Source organism: Actinomadura livida (assembly GCF_014648675.1).
Lineage (GTDB): Bacteria > Actinomycetota > Actinomycetes > Streptosporangiales > Streptosporangiaceae > Spirillospora > Spirillospora livida.
Genome location: NZ_BMRO01000008.1, coordinates 99,901 through 120,239 on the forward strand (window position 1 = coordinate 99,901; position 20,339 = coordinate 120,239).

Below are 20,339 nucleotides of genomic sequence, written 5' to 3' on the forward strand. Positions count from 1 at the left end.
CGCGGCTCGGCTACCCCCTGGAACGAATGGCGCCTGAGCTGCCGCAGCTCACGGACGCCGCGAGCCGCCTGCTGGACGTTCTGCCGAAGCCTCTCCTGTGACCGGGTGATCTGCTCGTGTGCCGCCGGGGAGGCGGATCGTGGCGAGGAGGCCGCCGGTGGGGCGGGGGGTTAGGTCGAGGGTGCCGTCGTGGGCGCGGACGACGCTGTCCACGATCGCCAGCCCTAGGCCGACGCCGGCGTGCTCGTCGGTGCGTGCGCGCTGCGTTCCGCGCTGGAACGGTTCGGTGATCGTCGCTACCAGGTCCGCGGGGACCGGCCGGCCGGTGTTCTCGACCCGCAGCACGCTCTCGTCCGGCCGCGCTTCGGTGCGGACCGTCACGGTGCCGCCGGCGGGGAGGTTGTGGACGATGGCGTTCTGCACGAGGTTGCTCACCATCCGCAGGAGGAGTTCCGCGGAGCCGAGGACCTCCGCCGCCTCCCCGGTGACATCGAGCGTGATCTGCCGCTGCTCGGCATGGGGGAGCAGCGTCTCGGCGGCCTCCTCGGCGATGAGGGACAGGTCGACCGCCTCGCGGGTGAAGCTCTTGCGGCCGGCGCGGCTGAGCAGCAGGAGGGCCTCGGTGAGGTCGATCGCCCGCGTGTTGATCGTTTGGAGGCGCTCGACGAGCTCGCCGTGTTCCCGTGCCGGGTCGCTGCGGGCGGCGTCGAGAAGGGTCTTCGAGATGGCCAGCGGGGTGCGCAGCTCGTGGGAGGCGTTGGCGGCGAACCTCTCCTGCTCGGCGATGTGGGCTTCGAGCCGGTTGAGCATGGCGTCGAACACGTCCGCGAGCTCGCGGAACTCGTCCTCGCGGCCCGGGAGCCGGATCCGGTGGGACAGTGATCCGCTCGCGGCCATCCGGGCCGCTTCCGCGATCCGGGTGAGCGGCGCGAGCATCCGGCCGGCGAGGATCCATCCGCCCACGAGGCCGAACACCAGCAGGAAGGCCAGTGCCGCGGCCGCGGCGGGCGCGAAGCCCCGCAGGAGGTCGGAGCGGTTCGGCCCGGTGATGACCACGGCGCCGAACCGCTGCTGGATGCGGCCGGGTTCCACCTCGGGTAGCCAGCGCAGGACGAACACCCAGACCACGGCCAGCAGGAGAGTGCCGGCCAGCAGGAGGAATCCGGCGTAGCTGAGGGTGAGCTTCAGCCGGGCGCTGAGCCCCGGGCGCCTATTCACCGGTGCCGCCGGGAGGGACGGGGCCCGTGTCGATGCGGTAGCCGACGCCGGGCACCGTGGCGATCAGCCAGGGCTCGCCCAGTCGCTTGCGCAGTGCGGAGACGGTGATGCGCACGGCGTTGGTGAAGGGGTCGGCGTTCGCGTCCCAGGCCCGCTCCAGCAGCTCTTCGGCGCTGACGACACCGCCCTCGGCCGCGACGAGGACTTCCAGCACGGCGAACTGCTTGCGGGTGAGCGCGACATAGCGCCCGTCCCGGAACACCTCCCGGCGGAAGGGATCTAGCCGCAGGCCCGCGATCTCGCTGACCGGCGGCCGGGCGTGCGCGCGCCGGCGGGCCAGGGCCCGCAGCCGCATGACGAGTTCGCGGAGCTCGAACGGCTTGGTGAGGTAGTCGTCGGCGCCCAGCCGGAATCCCGATGCCTTGTCGTCGATCCGGTCTGCGGCGGTGAGCATCAGGATCGGCATGCCGCTGCCGGACGCGACGATGTGCTCCGCGATCTCGTCACCGGAGGGACCGGGGACGTCGCGGTCGAGGACGGCGATGTCGTAGGCGTTGACGCTCAGCAGCTCCAGCGCCGTGTCGCCGTCACCCGCGAGGTCGGCCGCGATCGCCTCCAGGCGGAGGCCGTCGCGGACGGCCTCCGCCAGCAGAGGTTCGTCCTCGACGATCAGCACCCTCATGCTCTCGATGTTAAGAGCCGGTGCGTATCGCCGGCGTATCGAAAACCGCATACGCAGCGGCAACACCGTTCTGCCTTGACTGAGCGGTATGAATCCGTCCCCATCGCCGGCGCGACCGAGGACCCGCCGGATTCGCCGGGTCCTCGCCGTCGCGCTGCTGCTCGCCCTGGCCGCCATCGCCGCGGCTCTCGGCTACCGATCGCAGGACGCGTCCTCGCCCCCGCCCGAACCCTTGTGGTCCTCGTCGCCGGCATCGCCCTCGCCATCCTCGTCCGCACCACCTTCGAAGGCACCGTCCTCGAAGGCACCGCCCAAGCGGCGGGCCGCGATCGGCGAGGCCGACGGTGTCGTCCCCTACGGCGTGACGGTCTTCAACGACGCGGTTCCGGCCGTGGCCAACCTCGGTCCGCACCTCCTCGCCGCGCTCCGCCGGGCCGCGACCGACGCCGCCGGCGACGGGATCGAGTTCTACGTCAACAGCGGCTGGCGCTCCGCCGCGTACCAGGAGCGGCTGTTCCGCCGGGCGGTCTCCGAGTACGGGTCCGAAGCCGCCGCCGCCCGCTGGGTGGCCACCGCGGACACGTCCCTCCACGTGGCGGGAGAGGCCGCCGACATCGGGCACTCCGACGCCACGTCGTGGCTGTCCGATCATGGTGCCCGGTACGGGCTGTGCCAGATCTACAGGAACGAGCCCTGGCACTACGAGCTGCGCACCGACGCGGTCCATCGCGGCTGCCCGCGCATGTACGCCGACCCCACCCATGACCCGAGGATGCGCCGGTGACCGGCGGCGAGCGAGGAACAATGGCACACCCGGACACGGTGGGGTTCGGTCAGGACGGCGCCGACCGCCCGACCACCGGTTCCCGCACCCGGCACACGGGCATCCGCGTCGTCTTCGAGCCGGAACCGTGGAGGCGCGGCCTGGTCTTCGCGGCCATGGCACTGCTGCTGGGCCTGCTCATCTCGCTGCACGCGAAGATCCCGAACCGGATCGGGAGCCTCGGCAGCCTGGTGGAGACCGTCCTGCCATGGTTCGGCCTGTTCGTCCCGGTGCTGCTGGCCGGCGCGCTGTGGCGCCGCTCCGCCGCCGCGACGGCCGCGCTGCTCCTGCCGGTCGTGGCCTGGCTGAACCTCTTCGGCGGGCTGCTCATCGACAGGTCCACCCCGGGCGGCGACCTCACCGTGGCCAGTCACAACGTCGGCGCCGACAACCCCGAACCCGTCCGCACCGCCCGCGAGCTGGTCGCCTCCGGGGCGGACGTGCTGGCCCTGCAAGAGCTGACCCAGCAGGCCAGGGGCACGTACGAGAAGGAACTGGCCGAGGCGTACCCGCACCACACGGTGCAGGGCACGGTCGGGCTGTGGAGCAAGCTCCCGCTGTCGGACACCCGGCCGGTCGACATCCAGATGGACTACGGGCCGCTGGCGGCCACCAAGCCGGCCGAGATCAAGATGAGCTACAACCGGGCGCTGCGCACCACGGTGACCACGGACCACGGCCCGCTGGCGGTGTACGTGGCCCACCTCGGGTCCGTGCGCGTGAACCCGAGGGCGGGCTTCTGGACGACCCACCGGGACAGGGGCGCGAAGGCCCTCGGCGAGGCCGTCGCCGCCGAGCGGAACGAGCGGGTGGTGCTGCTCGGCGACCTGAACGGCAGCGTGGGCGACCGCGCGTTCGGCGACATCACCTCGCGGCTGCGCTCGGCCCATGACGCGGCCGGGGACGGCTTCGACTTCACCTGGCCGGCGACGTTCCCGCTCGTGCGGATCGACCACATCCTGGTGCGCGGCGTGGACCCGGAGAGCGCGCGGGTGCTGCCGCCCACCGGCAGCGACCACCGGCCCGTCGCGGCCGGGATCAGCTGGTCCGGGTGAAAGCTGTGGAAGGCGGGTTGAGCGTGGGGGAGCGCAGCCGTTTCAATGCGGGTGAAAGCGCTTTCTAGATTCGGTTCGAGGTGAGTGCCGTGCTGATCCGCTCCTTGGTGCCGCGCCGTTGGCGCGCTCGCGTCGTCATGCTCGCGGTGGCCGTCCCGATGGCGTCGGGAGCGGTGGTGGGGGTCTCGGTGCCGCCCGCGGCCGCCGCGTGCGGGGACCGTTCGTCCTACAACGCCGAGGCGGTGCAGAACGGCGGGACGTGGACCGCTCGCAACGGCGGCCGGACCGTGTACAGCGGCGGCGACATGCGGGCGGCCGTGCAGGCCGCGATCGACAGCCTCTCCTCGGGACGCACCTCCAAAGAGTGGGTGGTCGTACGCGGCAACGGCTCGATGAGCGCCGGCTCGCGGATCTCGATGCGGAGCTACACCGGGATCGACGTGTGCGGCACCGTCAACGTCACCGGTTCGGGCTCCGGTGACCAGGCGCCGATCTACGCGCGGGGGGCACGCGACATCGAGGTGCGCTACCTGTACCTCACCGGAAGCCCGCTGTACGGGATCTTCATGCGGAACGTCGAGAACGTCGTCCTCGGTGACATCCAGATGCGCCTGTCGAGCGGGCTGGGCGTCCGCATCGACAACCACGGCGACCGCAGCGTCCGGTCCCGGAACATCGCCATCGACCAGGTGTACGTCTCGGGGAGCAGCACCCACGGCGTGGAGACCTACGGCGTCGACGGCCTCACCGTCAACCGGGTGACGGCGCGGAACACCGGCGGCTCCGGCCTGCTGCTGAACGACACCGTCAACGCCTCCGTGACCCGGGTCGACGCGGACGGCGCCGGTACCGGCACCGGCTACGCCGCGCTGCGGTTCGCCAACCGCAACGGCCGGGTGGGGGACGGCTATCCGGCCAACATCCGCGTGGGCAGCGTCAAGGCCCGCGGCGGCGGCCGCGGCGTCTTCTGCGTCTCCGAGAGCGGCGGCGCCGTGATCGACCAGGTCGACCTCGCCTACACCGGCAACAACGCCGTCCTGCTGGAGAACTGCTACAACATGACGATCTCGTCGGGCACGATCGACGGCGGCGGCGAGGTCCGGATCGCCGCGCGCTCCGAGTTCCCGCCGTCCCGCGACATCACCCTGCAGAACCTGCATGTGGCGAACACCAACATCAGGTGGAGTCCCTGCGCTGGAAGCAACATCGTCCTCCGCAACGTGACCCGCACGAACTCGAACCTCTACTGGTGCTGACCGGAGCCGGGACAGAAGCCTTCCGGCCAGCACCAGCAGATGGAACGGGCACCGCGGCGGGTGGCCGAGACGCTCAGCCGCCGAACCAGCGGGAGAGGTGGGCGTCCAGGTCACGCTGGTCGCCGCCGAGCCAGGCGACGTGGCCGTCCGGGCGCAGCAGGACGCACGGGACGTCGAGTGCCGCCGCGGGGTCCGCGACGTGGTCGACGCGGTCCGCCCAGCCGCCGGCGGTCAGGCGTCCGGTGCGGTCCAGCAGCAGACCGCGGCCGCGATGCAGCAGACCGTAGAGGTTCCCGTGTCCCGTCTCGATGTCGGGGAGGCGGCGGCCGAGCAGGTCGGGGCCCTCCCCGAAGTCGTAGCGGATGCCGATCGCGGTGATCTTCTCGGTCAGATGGCGGTTCACCTCGTTGAAGTCCATCAGCTCGGTGAGGAGCCTGCGGACGGCCTGCGGGCCCGGTTCGGCGGACGTCAGTTCCGTCTGCGCGCGGGTGTTGTCGAGCACGTCCGCGGCGACGGGCTGACGTTCGGCCTGGTAGGTGTCCAGCAGTGTCTCCGGCGCCCAGCCGCGGACCTGCGCGGCGAGCTTCCAGCCGAGGTTGAACGCGTCCTGAACGCCGAGGTTGACGCCCTGACCGCCGATCGGCGGATGAATGTGCGCCGCATCGCCGGCCAGCAGCACCCGCCCGACCCGGTAGCGCTCGGCCAGCCGGGTGGCGTCCCCGAAACGGGACAGCCAGCGCGGGGAGTGGACGCCGAAATCGGTTCCGGCGACGGCGCGCAGCTGCCGCCGGAAGTCCTCCAGGGTGGGCGGTTCCGCACGATCGCTGACTTCCGCGGCGGGAACGACGACGCTGTACACCGCCTCCCCGAAGGGCCTGAGCCAGAACCGGCTGCCGGTCCCGCCGACCTCGGCCACCCTGGCGGAGATCTCCTCCTGCGGAACACCCGCTTCCATCTCGCCCATCAGCGTCTCGTTCCGCGAGGGCTCGCCGGGGAATCCGACGCCGAGCAGTTTGCGGACGGTACTGCGGGCGCCGTCACATCCGACGAGGTAGCGCGAACGCAGCCGTTCCCCGTCGTCCAGCTCGACGGTCACGCCTTCGTCGTCCTGCTCGAACCCGGCCACCGCGCGACCGTGCCTGACCTGCGCACCCCGCTCGATCGCGTGTTCTTCGAGCAGCCGGACCAGCGCCCGCTGCGGGATGCCCAGCAGGTAGGCGTGCGCGGAATCCAGGCCCGTCGGCGCGGGCTTGGTGATGGCGGCGAAGAATCCGGCGGCCGGACGCCGCCTTCCATGAGGGAGGATCCGCTCCAGCATTCCGCGCATGTCCATCAGTTCGAGACTGCGAATGTGCAGCCCGAGGACGCGGACGAACGGCACGGGCTCGGTTTCCTTCTCCAGGACGAGTACCCGCACGTCGTGCAGCCGCAGTTCGGCCGCCAGTATCGCGCCGGTGGGCCCGCACCCGGCGATGATGACGTCGTGCTCGGTTGTGGTGTTCGCCGACGGGTCGGGGGTGAAGTGCGATGAGCGCATCGGTGCTGCCTTTCAGGAGTGCCTTATCGCGAGGCGCTCCCGGCGACACCTACCTCAATCGCCGACCGTGACGGGAAGGGGGAGCACCCACTTCGCTGCAACGTTCATGGGTCTCACCTCCTCAAGCGATGTCACGTCGACCGAAACCTATAAGCCCGCGCTTCCCGCGTCCAACCCTTTTCCCGCGAGGCCGGCCGGGACCACGGCACCGCCGCCGAACCCTCGGCGGGCCCGGCGGCGGTCGGTGGTGATCCTCAGCTGGAGAACGTGAACCAGTTGAGGTTGACGAAGTCGGCCGGCTGGCCGCTGCTGAACGTGATGTAGACGGTGCGGGTGCCGGTCACGCCCGAGATGTTGGCGGGTATCGTCCGCCAGCTCTGCCAGCCGCCGGTGTCGCCGACCGCGAAGCCGCCGAGCACCGGGCCCGTCGGGCTGTCCAGCCGGACCTGCACCAGACCGCTCACCCCCGCTGACGCGCCGGAGGCGACCCTCGCCTTGAACTGCGTCGCCGCGGTGCCGCCGAAGGCGACGTCGTCGTAGCGCAGCCAGTCGCCGTTGCCGATGTAGCCGACGTTCTGGCCGCCGCCGGAGTCGGTCGTGGTCTCGAGCTGCGTGCCCGACTGGGCCTGCCGGCTCTCGGCCTGGATGATCGAGCGCGCGTCGACGGGGTCCCCCGGCTCAGGGGTGGTGCCGCCGCCGCTCTGCCAGACCGCGACGTAGTCGACGAGCATGGGGCGCCCCGAGACGGTGTCGGCGGTGGGCGTGCCGTGCCCGGCGACGCCGTTGGGGAACGCGCCGCCCATGGCCACGTTGAGCAGCAGGAAGTACCCGGCGTGCTGGGTCATGTTCGCCCACGTGGTGGCGTCGAGCTGGCTCTGGCTGACGCTGTGGTACTGCTGGCCGTCCACGTACCAGCGCAGCTGGTTGGGGCTGGCGCTGCGGTCCCACTCGAAGCGGAAGGTGTGCATCGCCGACTGGCAGGTCGACCCCGGGCAGGTGCGGCTGGCGCCGATCCCGGTGGACTCGTTGCACGCCCCGCCTGGGTTGGTGCCGCAGTGCAGGACGCCCCAGACCGAGTTGATCCCGTTGACGTTCTCCATGATGTCGAACTCGCCGATCGCCGGCCAGTTCTGGTAGTTCCCCCGGTACGGGGAGCCGAGGGCCCAGAACGCCGGCCAGTAGCCGAGGGCCTGGCTGCCGGTGACGTTGGGCATCTGGAGGCGTCCCTCGATGCGCAGGACGCGGCCGTCGGCGGGCTTGAAATCGGTGCGCTGGGTCTCGATGCGCGCCGACGTCCACTCGCCCGAGGAGGACTTGACCGGGGTGATCCGCAGGTTGCCGCCGCCGTCCAGGCCGATGTTGGCGGGGTCGGCGGTATAGCGCTGGATCTCGCCGGTGCCCCAGTTCGCGGGGCCGCCCGGATAGCCGTGGCCGGTGTCGATGATCCAGTTCGCGGACGAGGGGCGCGCGCCGGCGGGGCCGTCGAAGTCGTCGCTCCAGACCAGGCTCCAGCCGTCCGGGGGCGGTGGGACGGATGCGCCGGCCGGCGGGGCCGGCGCGGCGGTCGCGACCGCCGCGGGGAGCGCGGCGGCGGCCACGGCGAGAGCGCACCTGCGCCAGAGGCGTGGACGTCTCGATGGGGTCATGGCGGGGGCCTCCAGAGTTGGGGTGGAGCAGGCGCGGGGGTGCCTGCCCTCTGGTGGGGCCAATGTCGTTCGTCCACGCGGAGCCGTCAAGGGCTAGAGAGCGCTCTCTTTCATGTTCTGGAACGCACAACACCTCTGAACAGGCACTATGTCCAGCGACTTCTTCGGCCGTTTCCATCTGGAGCGTCGCTCTCTTGACAGTCCTGGCAGGTGAAGCCATTCTCTGCGAGAGCGCTCTCTCAGCCAACCAGGTTGGTCCCGAAACCTTCCCCCGAGGACAGCCATGCGCAGATCTCACCGCCGTCTCGTCTCCGGCCTCGCCTCCGTCGCCGTCATGGCGCTCGGCCTCTCCGCCTGCGGAGACGCGGGCTCCGACGCCGGCTCGGACGGCACCGTCACGCTCACCGTCGACACCTTCAGCACCTTCGGCTACGAGGAGCTGTTCAAGCGGTACGAGGCCGACCACCCCGGCATCAAGATCAAGCACCGCAACGTGGTGCAGCTCGACGAGTACCTGCCCCGCCTGGAGCAGTGGATCGCCGCGGGCAGCGGCGCCGGCGACGTCGTCGCCATCGAGGAGGGGATCCTCACCAAGTTCATGGCCAGCCCCGACAAGTTCGTGAACCTGCTCGACCACGGGGCGGGCTCGCTCAAGGCCGGATTCCTCGACTGGAAGTGGAGGCAGGCGCTCAGCCCCGACGGCAAGTACCTGGTCGGCCTGGGCACCGACATCGGCGGCCTCGCCATGTGCTACCGCACCGACCTGTTCGAGAAGGCGGGCCTGCCGACCGACCGCGCCGAGGTCGGCGAGCTCTGGCCGACCTGGGACGCCTACATCGACACCGGCCGGAAGTACGCCGCCGAGGTCAAGGACTCCAAGTTCGTCGACGGCTCGGTGAACCTCTTCAACACGATCCTCGCCCAGACCGCGAGCCAGAGCGCCGGCTACACGTTCTTCGACACCTCCGGCAAGCTCGTGGCCGACAGCAACCCCCCGGTCAGGAGCGCGTGGGACACGACCCTGCGGATCCAGCAGGCCGGGCTGTCGGCCGGGCTGAAGTCGTTCGAGCCCAGCTGGGGCTCCGGGTTCAAGCAGGCCAAGTTCGCGACCATCGCGTGCCCGTCCTGGATGCTGGGCGTCATCAAGGAGAACGCGGGTGCGGAGGCGTCCGGCAAGTGGGACGTCGCGGCGATCCCGGGCGGCTCCGGCAGCCGCGGCGGCTCGTTCCTTGCGGTGCCGAAGCAGAGCCGGCACGCCGCGGAGGCGGCCGAGCTGGCCAAGTACCTGACCGGCGTGCAGAGCCAGATCGCCGCGTTCAAGGCGCGCAACAACCTGCCCTCGTCCCCGCAGGCGCTGGACGACCCCGCGGTGACGTCGTTCAAGAACGAGTACTTCAACGACGCCCCGGTCGGGCAGATCTACGCCCGCGGCGCCAAGGCGATCAAGCCGCTCTACCTCGGGGCCGACACCAACCCGGTGCAGCAGCGCTTCGAGGACGCGCTGCTCGCGCTGGAGCAGGGCAGGCTGGCGCCCGACGCGGCATGGGAGAAGGCCCTCGACGACGCCGAACGCGAGGCTCGATGACGGTCTCCATCGGCTCCCGCGCGGGAGCCCGGGCGGTCCGTCCGCCCGGGCCCCCGCCCCCGCGGCGCGGGGCGCGCACCGTGCTCGCCCGGTGGGACGTGAAGCTCTCGCCCTACCTGTTCATCTCCCCGTACTTCCTGCTCTTCTTCCTCTTCGGGCTCTTCCCGATGGGCTACACGGTCTGGGTGGCCCTGCACGACTGGGAACTGCTCGGCACCCGCGAGTTCGTGGGCCTGGAGAACTTCCGGCTCGTCCTGACCGACCCGCAGTTCTGGAACGCGGTCCGCAACACCCTCGGCATGTTCGTCATCGCCACCGTCCCGCAGCTGCTGCTCGCGCTGGTGCTGGCGAACGCGCTCAACCAGCGGATGCGCGCGCGGACGCTGGTGCGCATGGGGGTGCTCGTCCCGATGGTCACCTCGATCGCCGCGGTGGCGATCGTCTTCGGGCAGCTGTTCAGCCGGGACTTCGGCATGGTCAACTGGGTGCTCGGCTGGTTCGGGGTGGAGAACCTCGACTGGACCGCGCGGCGCTGGACGTCCTGGCTGGCGATCTCGGTGATGGTCGACTGGCGCTGGACGGGCTACAACGCGCTGATCTACCTGGCCGCGATGCAGTCGATCCCGCGCGACCTGTACGAGGCCGCGGCGATCGACGGCGCCTCCCGCGCCCGCCAGTTCTGGTCGATCACGCTGCCGATGCTGCGGCCGACCATCATCTTCACCGCGATCGTCTCCACGATCGGCGGGTTCCAGCTGTTCACCGAGCCGCTGCTGTTCGGCAACGGCGACATGGCCGGGGGATCGCTGCGGCAGTTCCAGACGGTCACGATGTACATGTTCGAGAACGCCTTCCGGCGGTTCGACTACGGCTACGCGTCCGCCGTCTCCTGGATGATCTTCATGCTCATCCTGCTCGGATCCCTCCTCAACTTCGTGTGGCTGCGCCGCATGGGAGGAACCAAATGATGATCCAGAAGACGCCCGGGAGGCCCCGGGCGCGGCGCGGCGGCGCCGTCGCGGGGCTGTGGAACGCCGGGCCCCTCACCCGGATCACGCTGCTGGCGACGATCGTGCTGTCGGTGTTCCCCATCTACTGGATGCTCGTCGTCGCGACCCGCACGAACGACGTCGTCGGCTCGACGCCGCCGCCGCTCGTCCCGGGCGGCGAGCTCGGCCGCAACCTGTCCCGGCTGTTCGGCAACGAGCAGGCGCACTTCACCCTCGGGCTGGTCAACTCCGCCATCGCCGCCACGACGGTCACCGTCTCCACGCTGCTGTTCGCCTCGCTCGCCGGCTTCGCCTTCGCCAAGCTGCGCTTCCGCGGCCGCGGCGCGCTGCTCCTGGTCATGCTGGCGACGATGATGGTGCCGGTGCAGATGGGCATCATCCCGCTGTACATGCTGATGGCCGAGATCGGCTGGACGGGGGAGCTGCAGGCCGTCATCGTGCCGTTCCTGGTGACCGGGTTCGGCGTGTTCATGATGCGGCAGTACACGATGCAGGCCCTCCCCGACGAGCTGATCGAGAGCGCCCGCATCGACGGCTGCTCGACCTTCCGCATCTACTGGAGCGTGGTCCTGCCCGTCATGCGCCCGGCCATGGCCGTCCTCGGCCTCTTCACGTTCATGCAGACCTGGAACGAGTTCATCTGGCCGCTGGCCGTGCTCGACCCCGACAACCCCACCGTCCAGTACTCCCTCAACCTGCTGAACGGCGCCTACTACACGGACTACTCGCTGATGTTCACCGGCACCGCGGTGGCAACGCTGCCGCTGCTCGCCGTCTTCGTGCTGTTCGGGCGGCAGATCATCAGCGGGATCATGGACGGCGCCCTCAAAGCATGAGCCACCACTCGCCAGCGGAGAGACCAGCCAGAACGATGACGGCCACCACGCCCGATACCGACACGCCCCAGACCGACGCCCGGCCCCTGGCCTTCCCACCCGGCTTCGTCTGGGGCGCCGCCACCGCGGCGTACCAGATCGAGGGCGCGGCGCGGGACGACGGACGCGGCCCCTCGATCTGGGACACCTTCAGCCGCGTCCCGGGCAAGGTCGCGGGCGGGGACACCGGCGACGTGGCATGCGACCACTACCACCGGTTCCGCGACGACATCGGCCTGATGGCCGGCCTGGGCCTGCCCGCCTACCGCTTCTCGGTGGCCTGGCCGCGGGTGCAGCCCGACGGCTCCGGCCCGGTCAACCCGCGCGGCATCGGCTTCTACGACCGGCTGGTCGACGAGGTGCTCCAGGCCGGGATCACGCCGTACGCCACCCTCTACCACTGGGACCTGCCGCAGGCGCTGGAGGACCGCGGCGGCTGGACGGCCCGCGACACCGCGCTGCGCTTCGCGGACTACACCGGCATCGTGCACGACCGCCTCGCCGACCGCGTCGACACCTGGACGACGGTCAACGAGCCATGGGTGGCCGCGTACCTCGGGTACGCGGCGGGCGTGCACGCCCCCGGCCGGACCAGCGCCGCCGACGCCTTCCGCGCCGCGCACCACCTGCTCGTGGCGCACGGCCTGGCCACGCGGCGGCTGCGGGACGGCGGGGCTCGCCGCGTCTCGCTGACCCTCAACCTCGCCCCGATCGTCGCGGGCGGCACCTCGGAGCAGGACGCGGCCGCCGCCGACCTGGTGGACGCGATGCTGAACCGGCAGTTCCTCGACCCGGTGCTGCACGGCGCGTACGCCGAGCCGGTCCTGGCGGTGGCGGCCCGGCACGGGGGACTCGACCACGTCCGCGGTGACGACCTGACCGTGATCGCCGAGCCGATCGACTCACTCGGCATCAACTACTACAACCCCACCTACGTTGCGGCCGCCCCCGGCACCCCGCCGAACCCCGCCTACCCCGGCTGCGCGGGCATCGCGTTCCCGCCGGCCGTGCCGCCGCTCACGGCGATGGGCTGGCCCATCGTCCCGGACGGCCTGGGCGACCTGCTGGTCCGGCTCAGCCGCGACTACCCGGGCGTGCCGCTCGTCGTCACCGAGAACGGCGCGGCGTTCGACGACGTCCCCGACGCGGACGGGCGGGTGCGCGACGACGCCCGCATCCGGTACCTCGACGGGCATCTGCGCGCCGCGCACGCCGCGCTCACCGCCGGTGCGGACCTGCGCGGGTATCTCGTATGGTCGCTTCTGGACAATTTCGAGTGGGCCGAGGGCTACGGCAAGAGGTTCGGCATCGTCTACGTCGACTACGCCGACGGGCGCCGCCTGCCCAAGGACAGCGCGCGGTGGTTCCGCGACGTCATCGCCCGCAACGGACTCGGGGGAGAACCGGCATGAGACGTCCCACGCTGGAGGCCGTGGCGGCCAGGGCGGGGGTCTCCCGCGCCACGGTGTCGCGCGTGGTCAACGGATCCGACACCGTGAACCCCGAGATCCGCGCGACCGTGCTGCGTGCTGTGGAGGAGCTCGGCTACGTCCCGAACTCGGCGGCCCGCAGCCTGGTCACCCAGCGCACCGGGTCGATCGGGCTGGTGGTCTCCGAGCCGCCCGCCCGCGTCTTCTCCGACGACCCCTTCTTCTCCCAGGTCATCCGCACGGTGAGCCAGGAGCTGGAGGCCGTCGACAGGCAGGTCGTGCTGATGATGCCGTCGTCGCCGGCGGGGCAGGCGAGGGTCGAGCGGTACGTCGCGGGCGGCCACGTGGACGGCGTCATCCTGCTGTCCCAGCACGGCGCGGACCCGCTGCCCGCGGCGCTCCTGCGGACGGGCGTGCCCGTGGTGTCGCACGGCCGGCCGGTGTCCACGGCGAGGCCCCCGTACTGCGACGCCGACAACACCGGGGGCGCGCGGGCCGCCGTGCAGCACCTCCTGTCCCGGGGCCGGCGGCGCATCGCCACCATCAGCGGCCCGCCCGACATGTCCGCGGCGCTGGACCGGCTGGCCGGCTACCGCGAGCTGCTCTCCGACAGCGGCCGCCGGTCGCTGGCCGCCATCGGGGACTTCACCCGCGAGTCGGGGGCGGCCGCGATGAGCCAGCTCCTGGAGGACGACCCCGACCTCGACGCGGTGTTCGCCGCGAGCGACCTGATGGCGATCGGCGCCCTGTACACGCTGCGGAAGTCGGGCCGCCGCGTGCCCGAGGACGTCGCCGTCGTCGGCTTCGACGACATCGACGCCGCCCGCTTCACCGATCCGCCGCTCACCACCGTCCGGCAGCCGATCGCCGAGGTCGCCAAGACCATCGTCCAGATGCTCGTCGACGGAGTCGACGACAAGGCGGACCCGGTGATCTTCCCCACCGACCTCATCGTCCGCGACTCCACCTGACCCGCAAGCGAGCGGGTGCCCTCGTCGGACTCAGGAGAAGCCCGACGCCGCCACCTCTTCTGCGTGACCCCTGCGATCGGGTCTGGAGTTGAAGCGGTCGATTTCGGTCGGTCGTTAGCGTGTCCGAAACCCGGGTTATCTGGACTTTACCCCGGTGGGTTCCTAATCTCGGCAGCGGTGACCGAATCACGTTCATGGGAGTGGAATGACCACCAGTCCGGAACTTCCCGATATCTTGGCGGACGGCTTTGCCGCCGACCCCTACAGCGCCTATGGAGTGCTGCGCGAGAAGGCGCCGCTCTTCTGGCATGAGGGGACGCAGAGCTACGTGATCTCACGGTACGAGGACGTGGCGCGGGCCTTCCGGGACCCGGTGTTCACCACCGCGAATTACGACTGGCAGCTCGAACCCGTGCACGGGCGGACGATTCTGCAGCTCAGCGGCCGGGAGCACGCGGTCCGGCGGGGCCTGGTGGCGCCCGCGTTCCGCGGTGACGAGCTGCGGGACAAATTCCTGCCGGTCATCGAGCGGAACGCGCGCACCCTGATCGACGATTTCCGCGACGCGGGAAAGGTGGAACTGGTAGGCCAGTTCAGCACGCACTTCCCGATCAATGTCATCGTCGACATGCTCGGGCTCGACCAGGCGGACCACGCGCGGTTCCAGCGCTGGTACACCTCGATCATCGCGTTCCTGGGGAACCTCGCCCAGGATCCCGAGGTCGCGGAGGCCGGGCTGCGGACCCGGGAGGAACTCGCCGCCTACATGCTCCCGATCATCGCCCGCCGCCGCGAGGAGCCCGGGGACGACCTGCTGTCGCGGCTGTGCCTGGCGGAGATCGACGGGACGCGGATGAGCGACGAGGACATCAAGGCGTTCGTCAGCCTGCTCCTGGCCGCGGGCGGCGAGACGACCGACAAGGCCGTCTCCGCGCTGTTCGCGAACCTGCTCGCCCACCCGGACCAGCTCGCGGCCGTGCAGCGGGACCGCGAGCTGATCCCGCGGGCGTTCGCCGAGACGCTGCGCTACTCGCCGCCCGTCCACATGATCATGCGGCAGCCGGCCGAGGACGTGGCGGTCACCGGCGGGACGATCCCCGCCGGCAGCACGGTCACCTGCCTGATCGGCGCGGCCAACCGGGACCCCGAGCGCTACCGGGACCCCGGCCGCTTCGACATCTTCCGGGACGACCTGACCACCACGAGCGCGTTCTCCGCCGCGGCCGACCACCTGGCGTTCGCGCTGGGACGGCACTTCTGCGTCGGCGCGCTGCTGGCCAAGACGGAGATCGAGGTCGGGACGAACATGCTGCTGGACGCCATGCCCGACGTCCGGCTGGCGGCCGGGGCCGACCCGGTCGAACACGGTGTGTTCACCCGCGGCCCCGCGCGCCTGCCGCTGGAGTTCACGCCCCAGGGCTGAACGGCACCGCGCCGAGCCGGTGGGCGGCCGGGCTGAAGGTGACGGGGAGCGAGTGCAGGCCCCGCATCCAGAAGGACGGCCGCCACTCCAGGCCGTCCGGCGCGACGGCCAGCTCGATGTCCGGCAGGCGGTCGAGCAGCACCTCGATGGCCGTCCGCGCGATGACCTCGGCGTGCTCGGGGGCGGGGAACGGGCAGCCGTGCTCGCCGTGCCCGAACGACAGGTGCGCGCGGTTGCCGGTGGCGGCGCCGGCCTCGGGCCTGACCTGGGGGTCGGCGTTCGCCGCGGCCAGCCCCATGACCAGCAGGTCGCCGGCGCGGATGTCGCGCCCCCCGAGCCGGCAGCCGTGCACCGCCCAGCGGCCGATGAAGTTCTGGGTGGGGGTGTCCTCCCAGAGCACCTGGGTGAGCGCCTGGTCGACGCTGCTCCTGCCGCCCTGGAACGTCATGGAGAAGTGGTCGTCGACCAGCATCAGCCGCAGGGCGTTGCCGATCCAGTTGCCGGTGGGCTGCTGCGCGGCGGCCATCACCACCAGCAGGTCGATGATCACCTCTTCGGCGCTGAGCCCGGCCGGATGCGCCAGCAGCCGGGACGGGAAGTCCGGCCCCGGGCGCTGCCGCCGCTCGGCGACCAGGTCCGTCATGCGCTGCTGGATGCGCTGGTGCGCCGCGACGGCCTTCTCGTCGGCGTCCAGGGACTCGGCGACGTCCTGCACGAGGGCGGGCACGTCGGAGTCGGGCAGCCCGAAGAGCCGGGCGATGACCAGCAGCGGGATGCGGTGCGAGTACTGGTCGACGAGGTCGGCCTCCCCGGTCCCGGCGAACTCGTCGATGAGCCCGTCGGCGAGCTCCTCGCAGATGGCGGCGAGCTCGGTGCGGTGGACGGCGTCGAGGGCGTCGCCGATCGCGCCGGCCCGCCGCTGGTGCTCCTCCCCCTCGGCGAACATCACCGACGGCGTCCACCCGACGTAGGGCATGAGCGGCCAGTCGTCGGGGACCTGGTCCCAGGCGTTCCAGCGCCGGCAGTCGCGCGCGAACAGCATGGGGTTGCTGGTGATGTGGTTGACCTCCCGGTAGCCGACGACGAACCACGCGGGGACGTCGCCGTCCAGCAGGACCGGGACCACGGGGCCGTGGTCCCGGCGCAGTTCGCGGTAGAGCGTGTCGGGGTCCCGGGCGACGGCGGCCCCGTACAGCCGCACGGCGCCGTCGTCCTGCGGGCTGTCCCCGGCGGGGGCGGACGACGGGACGGACGATTCGGTCACGGTGCGACCTCCTGGACGGCGGACGGTTCGCGGAGATGGGTGAGGTGCCGGACGAGCGTGATCAGCACGGACTTGGAGGACTCCCGGGTGCGGGCGTCGCACTCGACCAGCGGGATCCCGTCGTCGAGGGAGAGCGCGTCCCGGACCCGGTCGAGCCGCGGCCGCGGGCCGTCGAACCGGTTGACCGCCACCACGAACGGCATGGCGTGCGCTTCGAGGCGGTCGACGCTGTAGAAGCACTCCTCCAGCCGGCGCGTGTCCACCAGGACGATGGCGCCGAGGCTTCCGGAGAACAGCTGATCCCACAGGAACCAGAACCGCTCCTGGCCGGGCGCCCCGAACAGGTAGAGCACCCGCTGCTCGTCCAGCGAGATGCGGCCGAAGTCGAAGGCGACCGTGGTGGTGCGCTTCGACTCGACCCGGCCGGGGTCGTCGATCCCGATCCCGGCCCGCGTCATGGTCTCCTCGGTGCTGAGCGGCCTGATCTCGCTCACCGAGCCGACCATGGTGGTCTTGCCGACGCCGAATCCGCCGACGATCACGATCTTCAGCGCGTCCCGCGCGGTCTGCCGCAGCGGCGTCCCGGCGAACCGGTCGCCGGGCTGTGCGCCCGCTGCCGGGTCAAATGCTTTCGAGTCCAACGAGCACCTGCTTCAGCGTTTCCAGGTCGGCCGCGTACGCGGTTGGGGCGGCGGCCGAGGACGGATGGCGGACGGTGATGCGGCCCATGTCGCGCAGGTCGAGCAGCAGGATCTTCATCACGCTCACCGGCAGCCGCAACCGGGCGGACAGCTCGACGACCGCGACCGGGTTGCCGCGGCAGAGCCGCAGGATCGCGGCGTGCTCGGACTGCATGCCGGGCTCGGGCTCGTCCTCGGCGACGATCAGCGCCACCAGGTCGAGCGTGTCGTCGCCCGCCTCGGAGCGTCCCCGCGTCACGGTGTAGAGCCGGTCGGGGTCCTCCCTGTCGAGAGGGCGGGGGTTCATGAGCGGACGTCGTGCTCGAGTCTGCGTGGCGCGGCCGTCAGGTATCCGCCGATCTGCTCGACCAGCTCGTTCATGCAGTGCCCCACCAGGCCGACGTCGGCGATCTCGTCCGCGACCACGGCCAGGTGCGCGCCCTGGCCGGCCGGGACGATGAGCAGGACGCCGCCGGCGAACTCCACCATCGACTGACCCGCTCCGAGGCCCTCGCCGAACTCGGCGGACGCGCTCAGCGACAGGCTCTGGATGCCGGACGCGATGGCGGCGAGCTGGTCCGCCCGGTCCTCGTCGAGGCCGGCCGTGAAGCAGATCTTGAGGCCGTCGCTGGACAGCACCAGGACGTGCCGGGCACCCGGTGCGCGGTCCACGAGGCCCGCGAGCAACCAGTCAAGATCACGCTGATCGGTGTTCATCCGTTCCCAGGGCGGCCGGTGGTCCGGGGACGCCCCTCCTCCCATCTGTGGATCCTGCTGTCCGTCGTTCTCCGCGGGGCCTGCCGCGGATCTCACTCGTCCGCGGCGGGCCCGGTCCCCCCCGAGCCGGTCCCCCCTGAGCCGGTCCCCCCGGTGCCTGTTCTCCCGGTGCCTGTTCTCCCGCTCCCGGTCACCTCGGTCCCGGCCTCGTCCGGCTCGGCCGCGGACGCGGCCGGGGCGCCGGCCGCGGACTGGCGGAACGCGGCGAACCGGGTCCCGGTGTCGCGCGGACGGGGCTCGCTCGCCGCGGGCCGTCCCGCGGGCGCGCTCGCGAGGGCCGCGCCGCGTCTGCGTTTGGGCAGGACCAGATCATCGGATTCCATGCCGTCCGACTGGGGCATCGTGACCTCGCGCTTCGGCTCCACCGGACGGCGCGCCGCGGGAACGGCGGCGTACTCCGCGTCCGCGGCCTCGGGCGGGGTGTAGACGATGAGCTTGGCGGGGATCAGCACGATCACGCCGATGCCGCCGCGCGAGGACGGGCGGAAGCTGACCCGCAGGTCGTGCTTGCGGGCGAGCCGGCCGACGACGGCCAGGCCGAGCCTGGTGCCGGGCAGCGAGCTGAGGTCGGCGGCCTCGGAGACGAGCCGCTCGGCGCGCTGCCGTTCGCGCTGCCGCATGCCCAGGCCGCCGTCCTCGATCGTGACGAGGATCCCCGCGTCCTCCTCCTCGACGTACACGTGCACGATGCTGCCCTGCGGGGAGAAGTTGGCGGCGTTGTCCATCAGCTCCGCCAGCGCGTGGATCACGCCCTCCGCGGCGAAGCCGGCGACCGCGGCGGTGCTGGTCAGGTGGTACTGGACGCGCTGGTACGCGCCGATCCGGCCCATGGCGCCGCGCAGCACGCTCTCCATGACGATCGGCTTGGTCCAGCGCCGCCCCGACCGGCCGCCGCTGAGCAGCGCGATGCTGTCGGCCAGCCGGCCCAGCTGGGAGACGTCGTGGTCGAGGCCGAGCAGGTCGCCGAAGACCTTGTCGTCGCCGTAGCGGTCCTCCAGCTCGCGCAGCTCGCCGAGCATCCGGGTCGTCCGCGCCTGGATCCGCGCGGCGGCGCTCGCGCAGGCCGCCAGCGCGGCGGCGCTGGTCCGCTCGCCCTCGGCGAGGTCCTCGGCGACCCGGTGCAGGACGCGCCGCGTCGAGTCGTGGGCGGGTTCCGTGAGCTCGGCCAGGACGGCGGGCACGGCGGCCCGGTCCTGCCTGATCCGGGTGGCCAGGGCGGGCAGCGCGGTGTCGGCGAGCCAGGCCACCTCCGCGTCCAGTGCGGCCGACTCCGCCCGCACCTGCGCCTCCGCGCGCTGGCCGGCCGCGAGGCCGTCCACGACGATGCGCAGCAGCCGTCCGAGGGCCCGGTCGGTCACCGGCGGGAAGCCGACCAGCACCTTCTCGGGCGGGGCGCCGTCGCGCAGCCGGGCGACCAGGGTGGGCAGCGGCCCGTCGACCAGCTCCGCGAGCTGCCGCTCCAGCCGGTCGTCCTGGACGCTGATCTGCGCCAGCCGGCCCTGCAGCCGCCGGTTGTCCGCGGCGAAGTACACGGCGACCGCGACGGCGGCGCTGAGCGCGAGGACCATGGTCCCCCCGCCGGCCGCGACCAGGGAGCGGGAGTGCGGGCCGACGGCGAGGAGAGCGGCCAGCCAGGCGCTGCCGCCGACGATCGCCGTGATGAGCCACGCCAGGAGTGCGCGTTCCAGCGGAGCGCGCTCGATGCGGAATCGGCCTGCGGGTACCGGCATCCATCCTGTCCTTTGAGCGAGGGGCTGGCTGATGAATCGTGCGCAAGCCCTGTGGACAGTGGGCGTCAACCCGGATGCGGACCTCAACACGCACGAACCCCGAAATGGGGCGCAACCCATGATGCACGAAGACACGGGAGTAAGGGGAGATACTTCAGCGAACGACTGTCCAATTTGCTCCGAATACCCAACTTCAAGGACGATCACCCTAATCGGAAGAATCCCCGGGCAAAGGCCGTGGACCGTTCCAATTCCTAAGGCCCGCCCAACCGGAGATCCGCCCGCATCGCGGGACCGGTCCGTGATCAGGAAACGCTCGCCGAAGCGGCAGTCCTAAACGATCATCATCGGCCGCCTCCGCGGATTCACCCCACCGA

Annotated in this window: 18 protein-coding genes; 9 read left to right on the forward strand and 9 right to left on the reverse strand. The window is 71.5% G+C overall.

From position 1 onward, the window contains the following. Window positions 1-48: 48 nt before the first annotated feature. Together IEZ03_RS20190 and IEZ03_RS20195 are read right to left on the reverse strand one after the other, a co-directional pair. Window positions 49-1,218: a sensor histidine kinase gene (locus IEZ03_RS20190; protein WP_184880292.1), complete on the reverse strand. Its 1,170-nt coding sequence runs from the start codon at window positions 1,216-1,218 to the stop codon at window positions 49-51. Next, the gene (locus IEZ03_RS20195) at window positions 1,211-1,900 is read right to left on the reverse strand and encodes a response regulator transcription factor (protein ID WP_184880294.1); all 690 of its coding nucleotides are present in this window, start codon (window positions 1,898-1,900) and stop codon (window positions 1,211-1,213) included. The genes IEZ03_RS20190 and IEZ03_RS20195 overlap by 8 nt, the downstream gene beginning before the upstream one ends. An 88-nt stretch (window positions 1,901-1,988) precedes the next feature. On the opposite strand from IEZ03_RS20195, the gene IEZ03_RS20200 reads away from it, so the two are divergent. The 3 genes from IEZ03_RS20200 to IEZ03_RS20210 all read left to right on the forward strand — a co-directional run bounded on the left by IEZ03_RS20200 (window position 1,989) and on the right by IEZ03_RS20210 (window position 5,034). Then, window positions 1,989-2,684, forward strand: a complete 696-nt coding sequence (locus tag IEZ03_RS20200; protein ID WP_184880296.1) for a D-alanyl-D-alanine carboxypeptidase family protein — start codon at window positions 1,989-1,991, stop codon at window positions 2,682-2,684. 155 nt (window positions 2,685-2,839) lie between these two features. After that, window positions 2,840-3,778 (forward strand): endonuclease/exonuclease/phosphatase family protein, encoded by a 939-nt coding sequence (locus IEZ03_RS20205; RefSeq protein WP_373293668.1) that lies wholly within the window; start codon window positions 2,840-2,842, stop codon window positions 3,776-3,778. 80 nt (window positions 3,779-3,858) lie between these two features. Next, window positions 3,859-5,034, forward strand: a complete 1,176-nt coding sequence (locus tag IEZ03_RS20210) for a hypothetical protein (RefSeq protein WP_229808425.1) — start codon at window positions 3,859-3,861, stop codon at window positions 5,032-5,034. 73 nt (window positions 5,035-5,107) lie between these two features. Here IEZ03_RS20210 and rox read toward each other — a convergent pair whose 3' ends face one another. Beyond that, window positions 5,108-6,571 carry a rifampin monooxygenase gene (gene rox / locus IEZ03_RS20215; protein ID WP_184880300.1) on the reverse strand — a complete coding sequence of 488 codons (1,464 nt, stop codon included), beginning with the start codon at window positions 6,569-6,571 and terminating at the stop codon, window positions 5,108-5,110. A 254-nt stretch (window positions 6,572-6,825) separates the two neighbouring features. Continuing rightward, window positions 6,826-8,169 carry a glycoside hydrolase family 16 protein gene (locus tag IEZ03_RS20220; protein WP_229808426.1) on the reverse strand — a complete coding sequence of 448 codons (1,344 nt, stop codon included), beginning with the start codon at window positions 8,167-8,169 and terminating at the stop codon, window positions 6,826-6,828. A 331-nt stretch (window positions 8,170-8,500) separates the two neighbouring features. Between IEZ03_RS20220 and IEZ03_RS20225 the strand changes: the two genes are divergently transcribed. From IEZ03_RS20225 to IEZ03_RS20250, 6 genes are all read left to right on the forward strand, one after another. Continuing rightward, window positions 8,501-9,802, forward strand: a complete 1,302-nt coding sequence (locus tag IEZ03_RS20225; protein WP_184880305.1) for an ABC transporter substrate-binding protein — start codon at window positions 8,501-8,503, stop codon at window positions 9,800-9,802. Further along, window positions 9,799-10,770, forward strand: coding sequence for a carbohydrate ABC transporter permease (locus IEZ03_RS20230; RefSeq protein ID WP_184880307.1), 972 nt, complete (start codon window positions 9,799-9,801; stop codon window positions 10,768-10,770). Before IEZ03_RS20225 ends, IEZ03_RS20230 begins: the two co-directional genes overlap by 4 nt. Next, on the forward strand, window positions 10,767-11,648 hold the full coding sequence (locus IEZ03_RS20235) for a carbohydrate ABC transporter permease (RefSeq protein ID WP_229808427.1): 882 nt from the start codon (window positions 10,767-10,769) through the stop codon (window positions 11,646-11,648). The genes IEZ03_RS20230 and IEZ03_RS20235 overlap by 4 nt, the downstream gene beginning before the upstream one ends. Window positions 11,649-11,683: 35 nt before the next feature. After that, on the forward strand, window positions 11,684-13,099 hold the full coding sequence (locus IEZ03_RS20240; RefSeq protein ID WP_184880309.1) for a GH1 family beta-glucosidase: 1,416 nt from the start codon (window positions 11,684-11,686) through the stop codon (window positions 13,097-13,099). Beyond that, window positions 13,096-14,088: a LacI family DNA-binding transcriptional regulator gene (locus IEZ03_RS20245; RefSeq protein WP_184880311.1), complete on the forward strand. Its 993-nt coding sequence runs from the start codon at window positions 13,096-13,098 to the stop codon at window positions 14,086-14,088. The genes IEZ03_RS20240 and IEZ03_RS20245 overlap by 4 nt, the downstream gene beginning before the upstream one ends. 205 nt (window positions 14,089-14,293) lie before the next feature. Beyond that, the gene (locus IEZ03_RS20250; protein WP_184880313.1) at window positions 14,294-15,511 is read left to right on the forward strand and encodes a cytochrome P450; all 1,218 of its coding nucleotides are present in this window, start codon (window positions 14,294-14,296) and stop codon (window positions 15,509-15,511) included. Here the strand turns inward: IEZ03_RS20250 and IEZ03_RS20255 are convergent. The 5 genes from IEZ03_RS20255 to IEZ03_RS20275 form a co-directional block, all read right to left on the reverse strand. Further along, window positions 15,495-16,775: a cytochrome P450 gene (locus IEZ03_RS20255; RefSeq protein ID WP_184880315.1), complete on the reverse strand. Its 1,281-nt coding sequence runs from the start codon at window positions 16,773-16,775 to the stop codon at window positions 15,495-15,497. The two genes, IEZ03_RS20250 and IEZ03_RS20255, sit on opposite strands and share 17 nt — an antisense overlap. Further along, window positions 16,772-17,416, reverse strand: coding sequence for a GTP-binding protein (locus IEZ03_RS20260; RefSeq protein ID WP_184880317.1), 645 nt, complete (start codon window positions 17,414-17,416; stop codon window positions 16,772-16,774). The genes IEZ03_RS20255 and IEZ03_RS20260 overlap by 4 nt, the downstream gene beginning before the upstream one ends. Further along, the gene (locus IEZ03_RS20265; protein WP_184880319.1) at window positions 17,397-17,762 is read right to left on the reverse strand and encodes a DUF742 domain-containing protein; all 366 of its coding nucleotides are present in this window, start codon (window positions 17,760-17,762) and stop codon (window positions 17,397-17,399) included. The genes IEZ03_RS20260 and IEZ03_RS20265 overlap by 20 nt, the downstream gene beginning before the upstream one ends. Next, window positions 17,759-18,172 carry a roadblock/LC7 domain-containing protein gene (locus tag IEZ03_RS20270; RefSeq protein WP_184890329.1) on the reverse strand — a complete coding sequence of 138 codons (414 nt, stop codon included), beginning with the start codon at window positions 18,170-18,172 and terminating at the stop codon, window positions 17,759-17,761. The genes IEZ03_RS20265 and IEZ03_RS20270 overlap by 4 nt, the downstream gene beginning before the upstream one ends. A gap of 92 nt (window positions 18,173-18,264) precedes the next feature. Then, a complete protein-coding gene (locus IEZ03_RS20275; protein WP_184880321.1) occupies window positions 18,265-19,962 on the reverse strand; it encodes a sensor histidine kinase in 1,698 nt (565 codons plus the stop codon). Window positions 19,963-20,339: the final 377 nt, after the last annotated feature.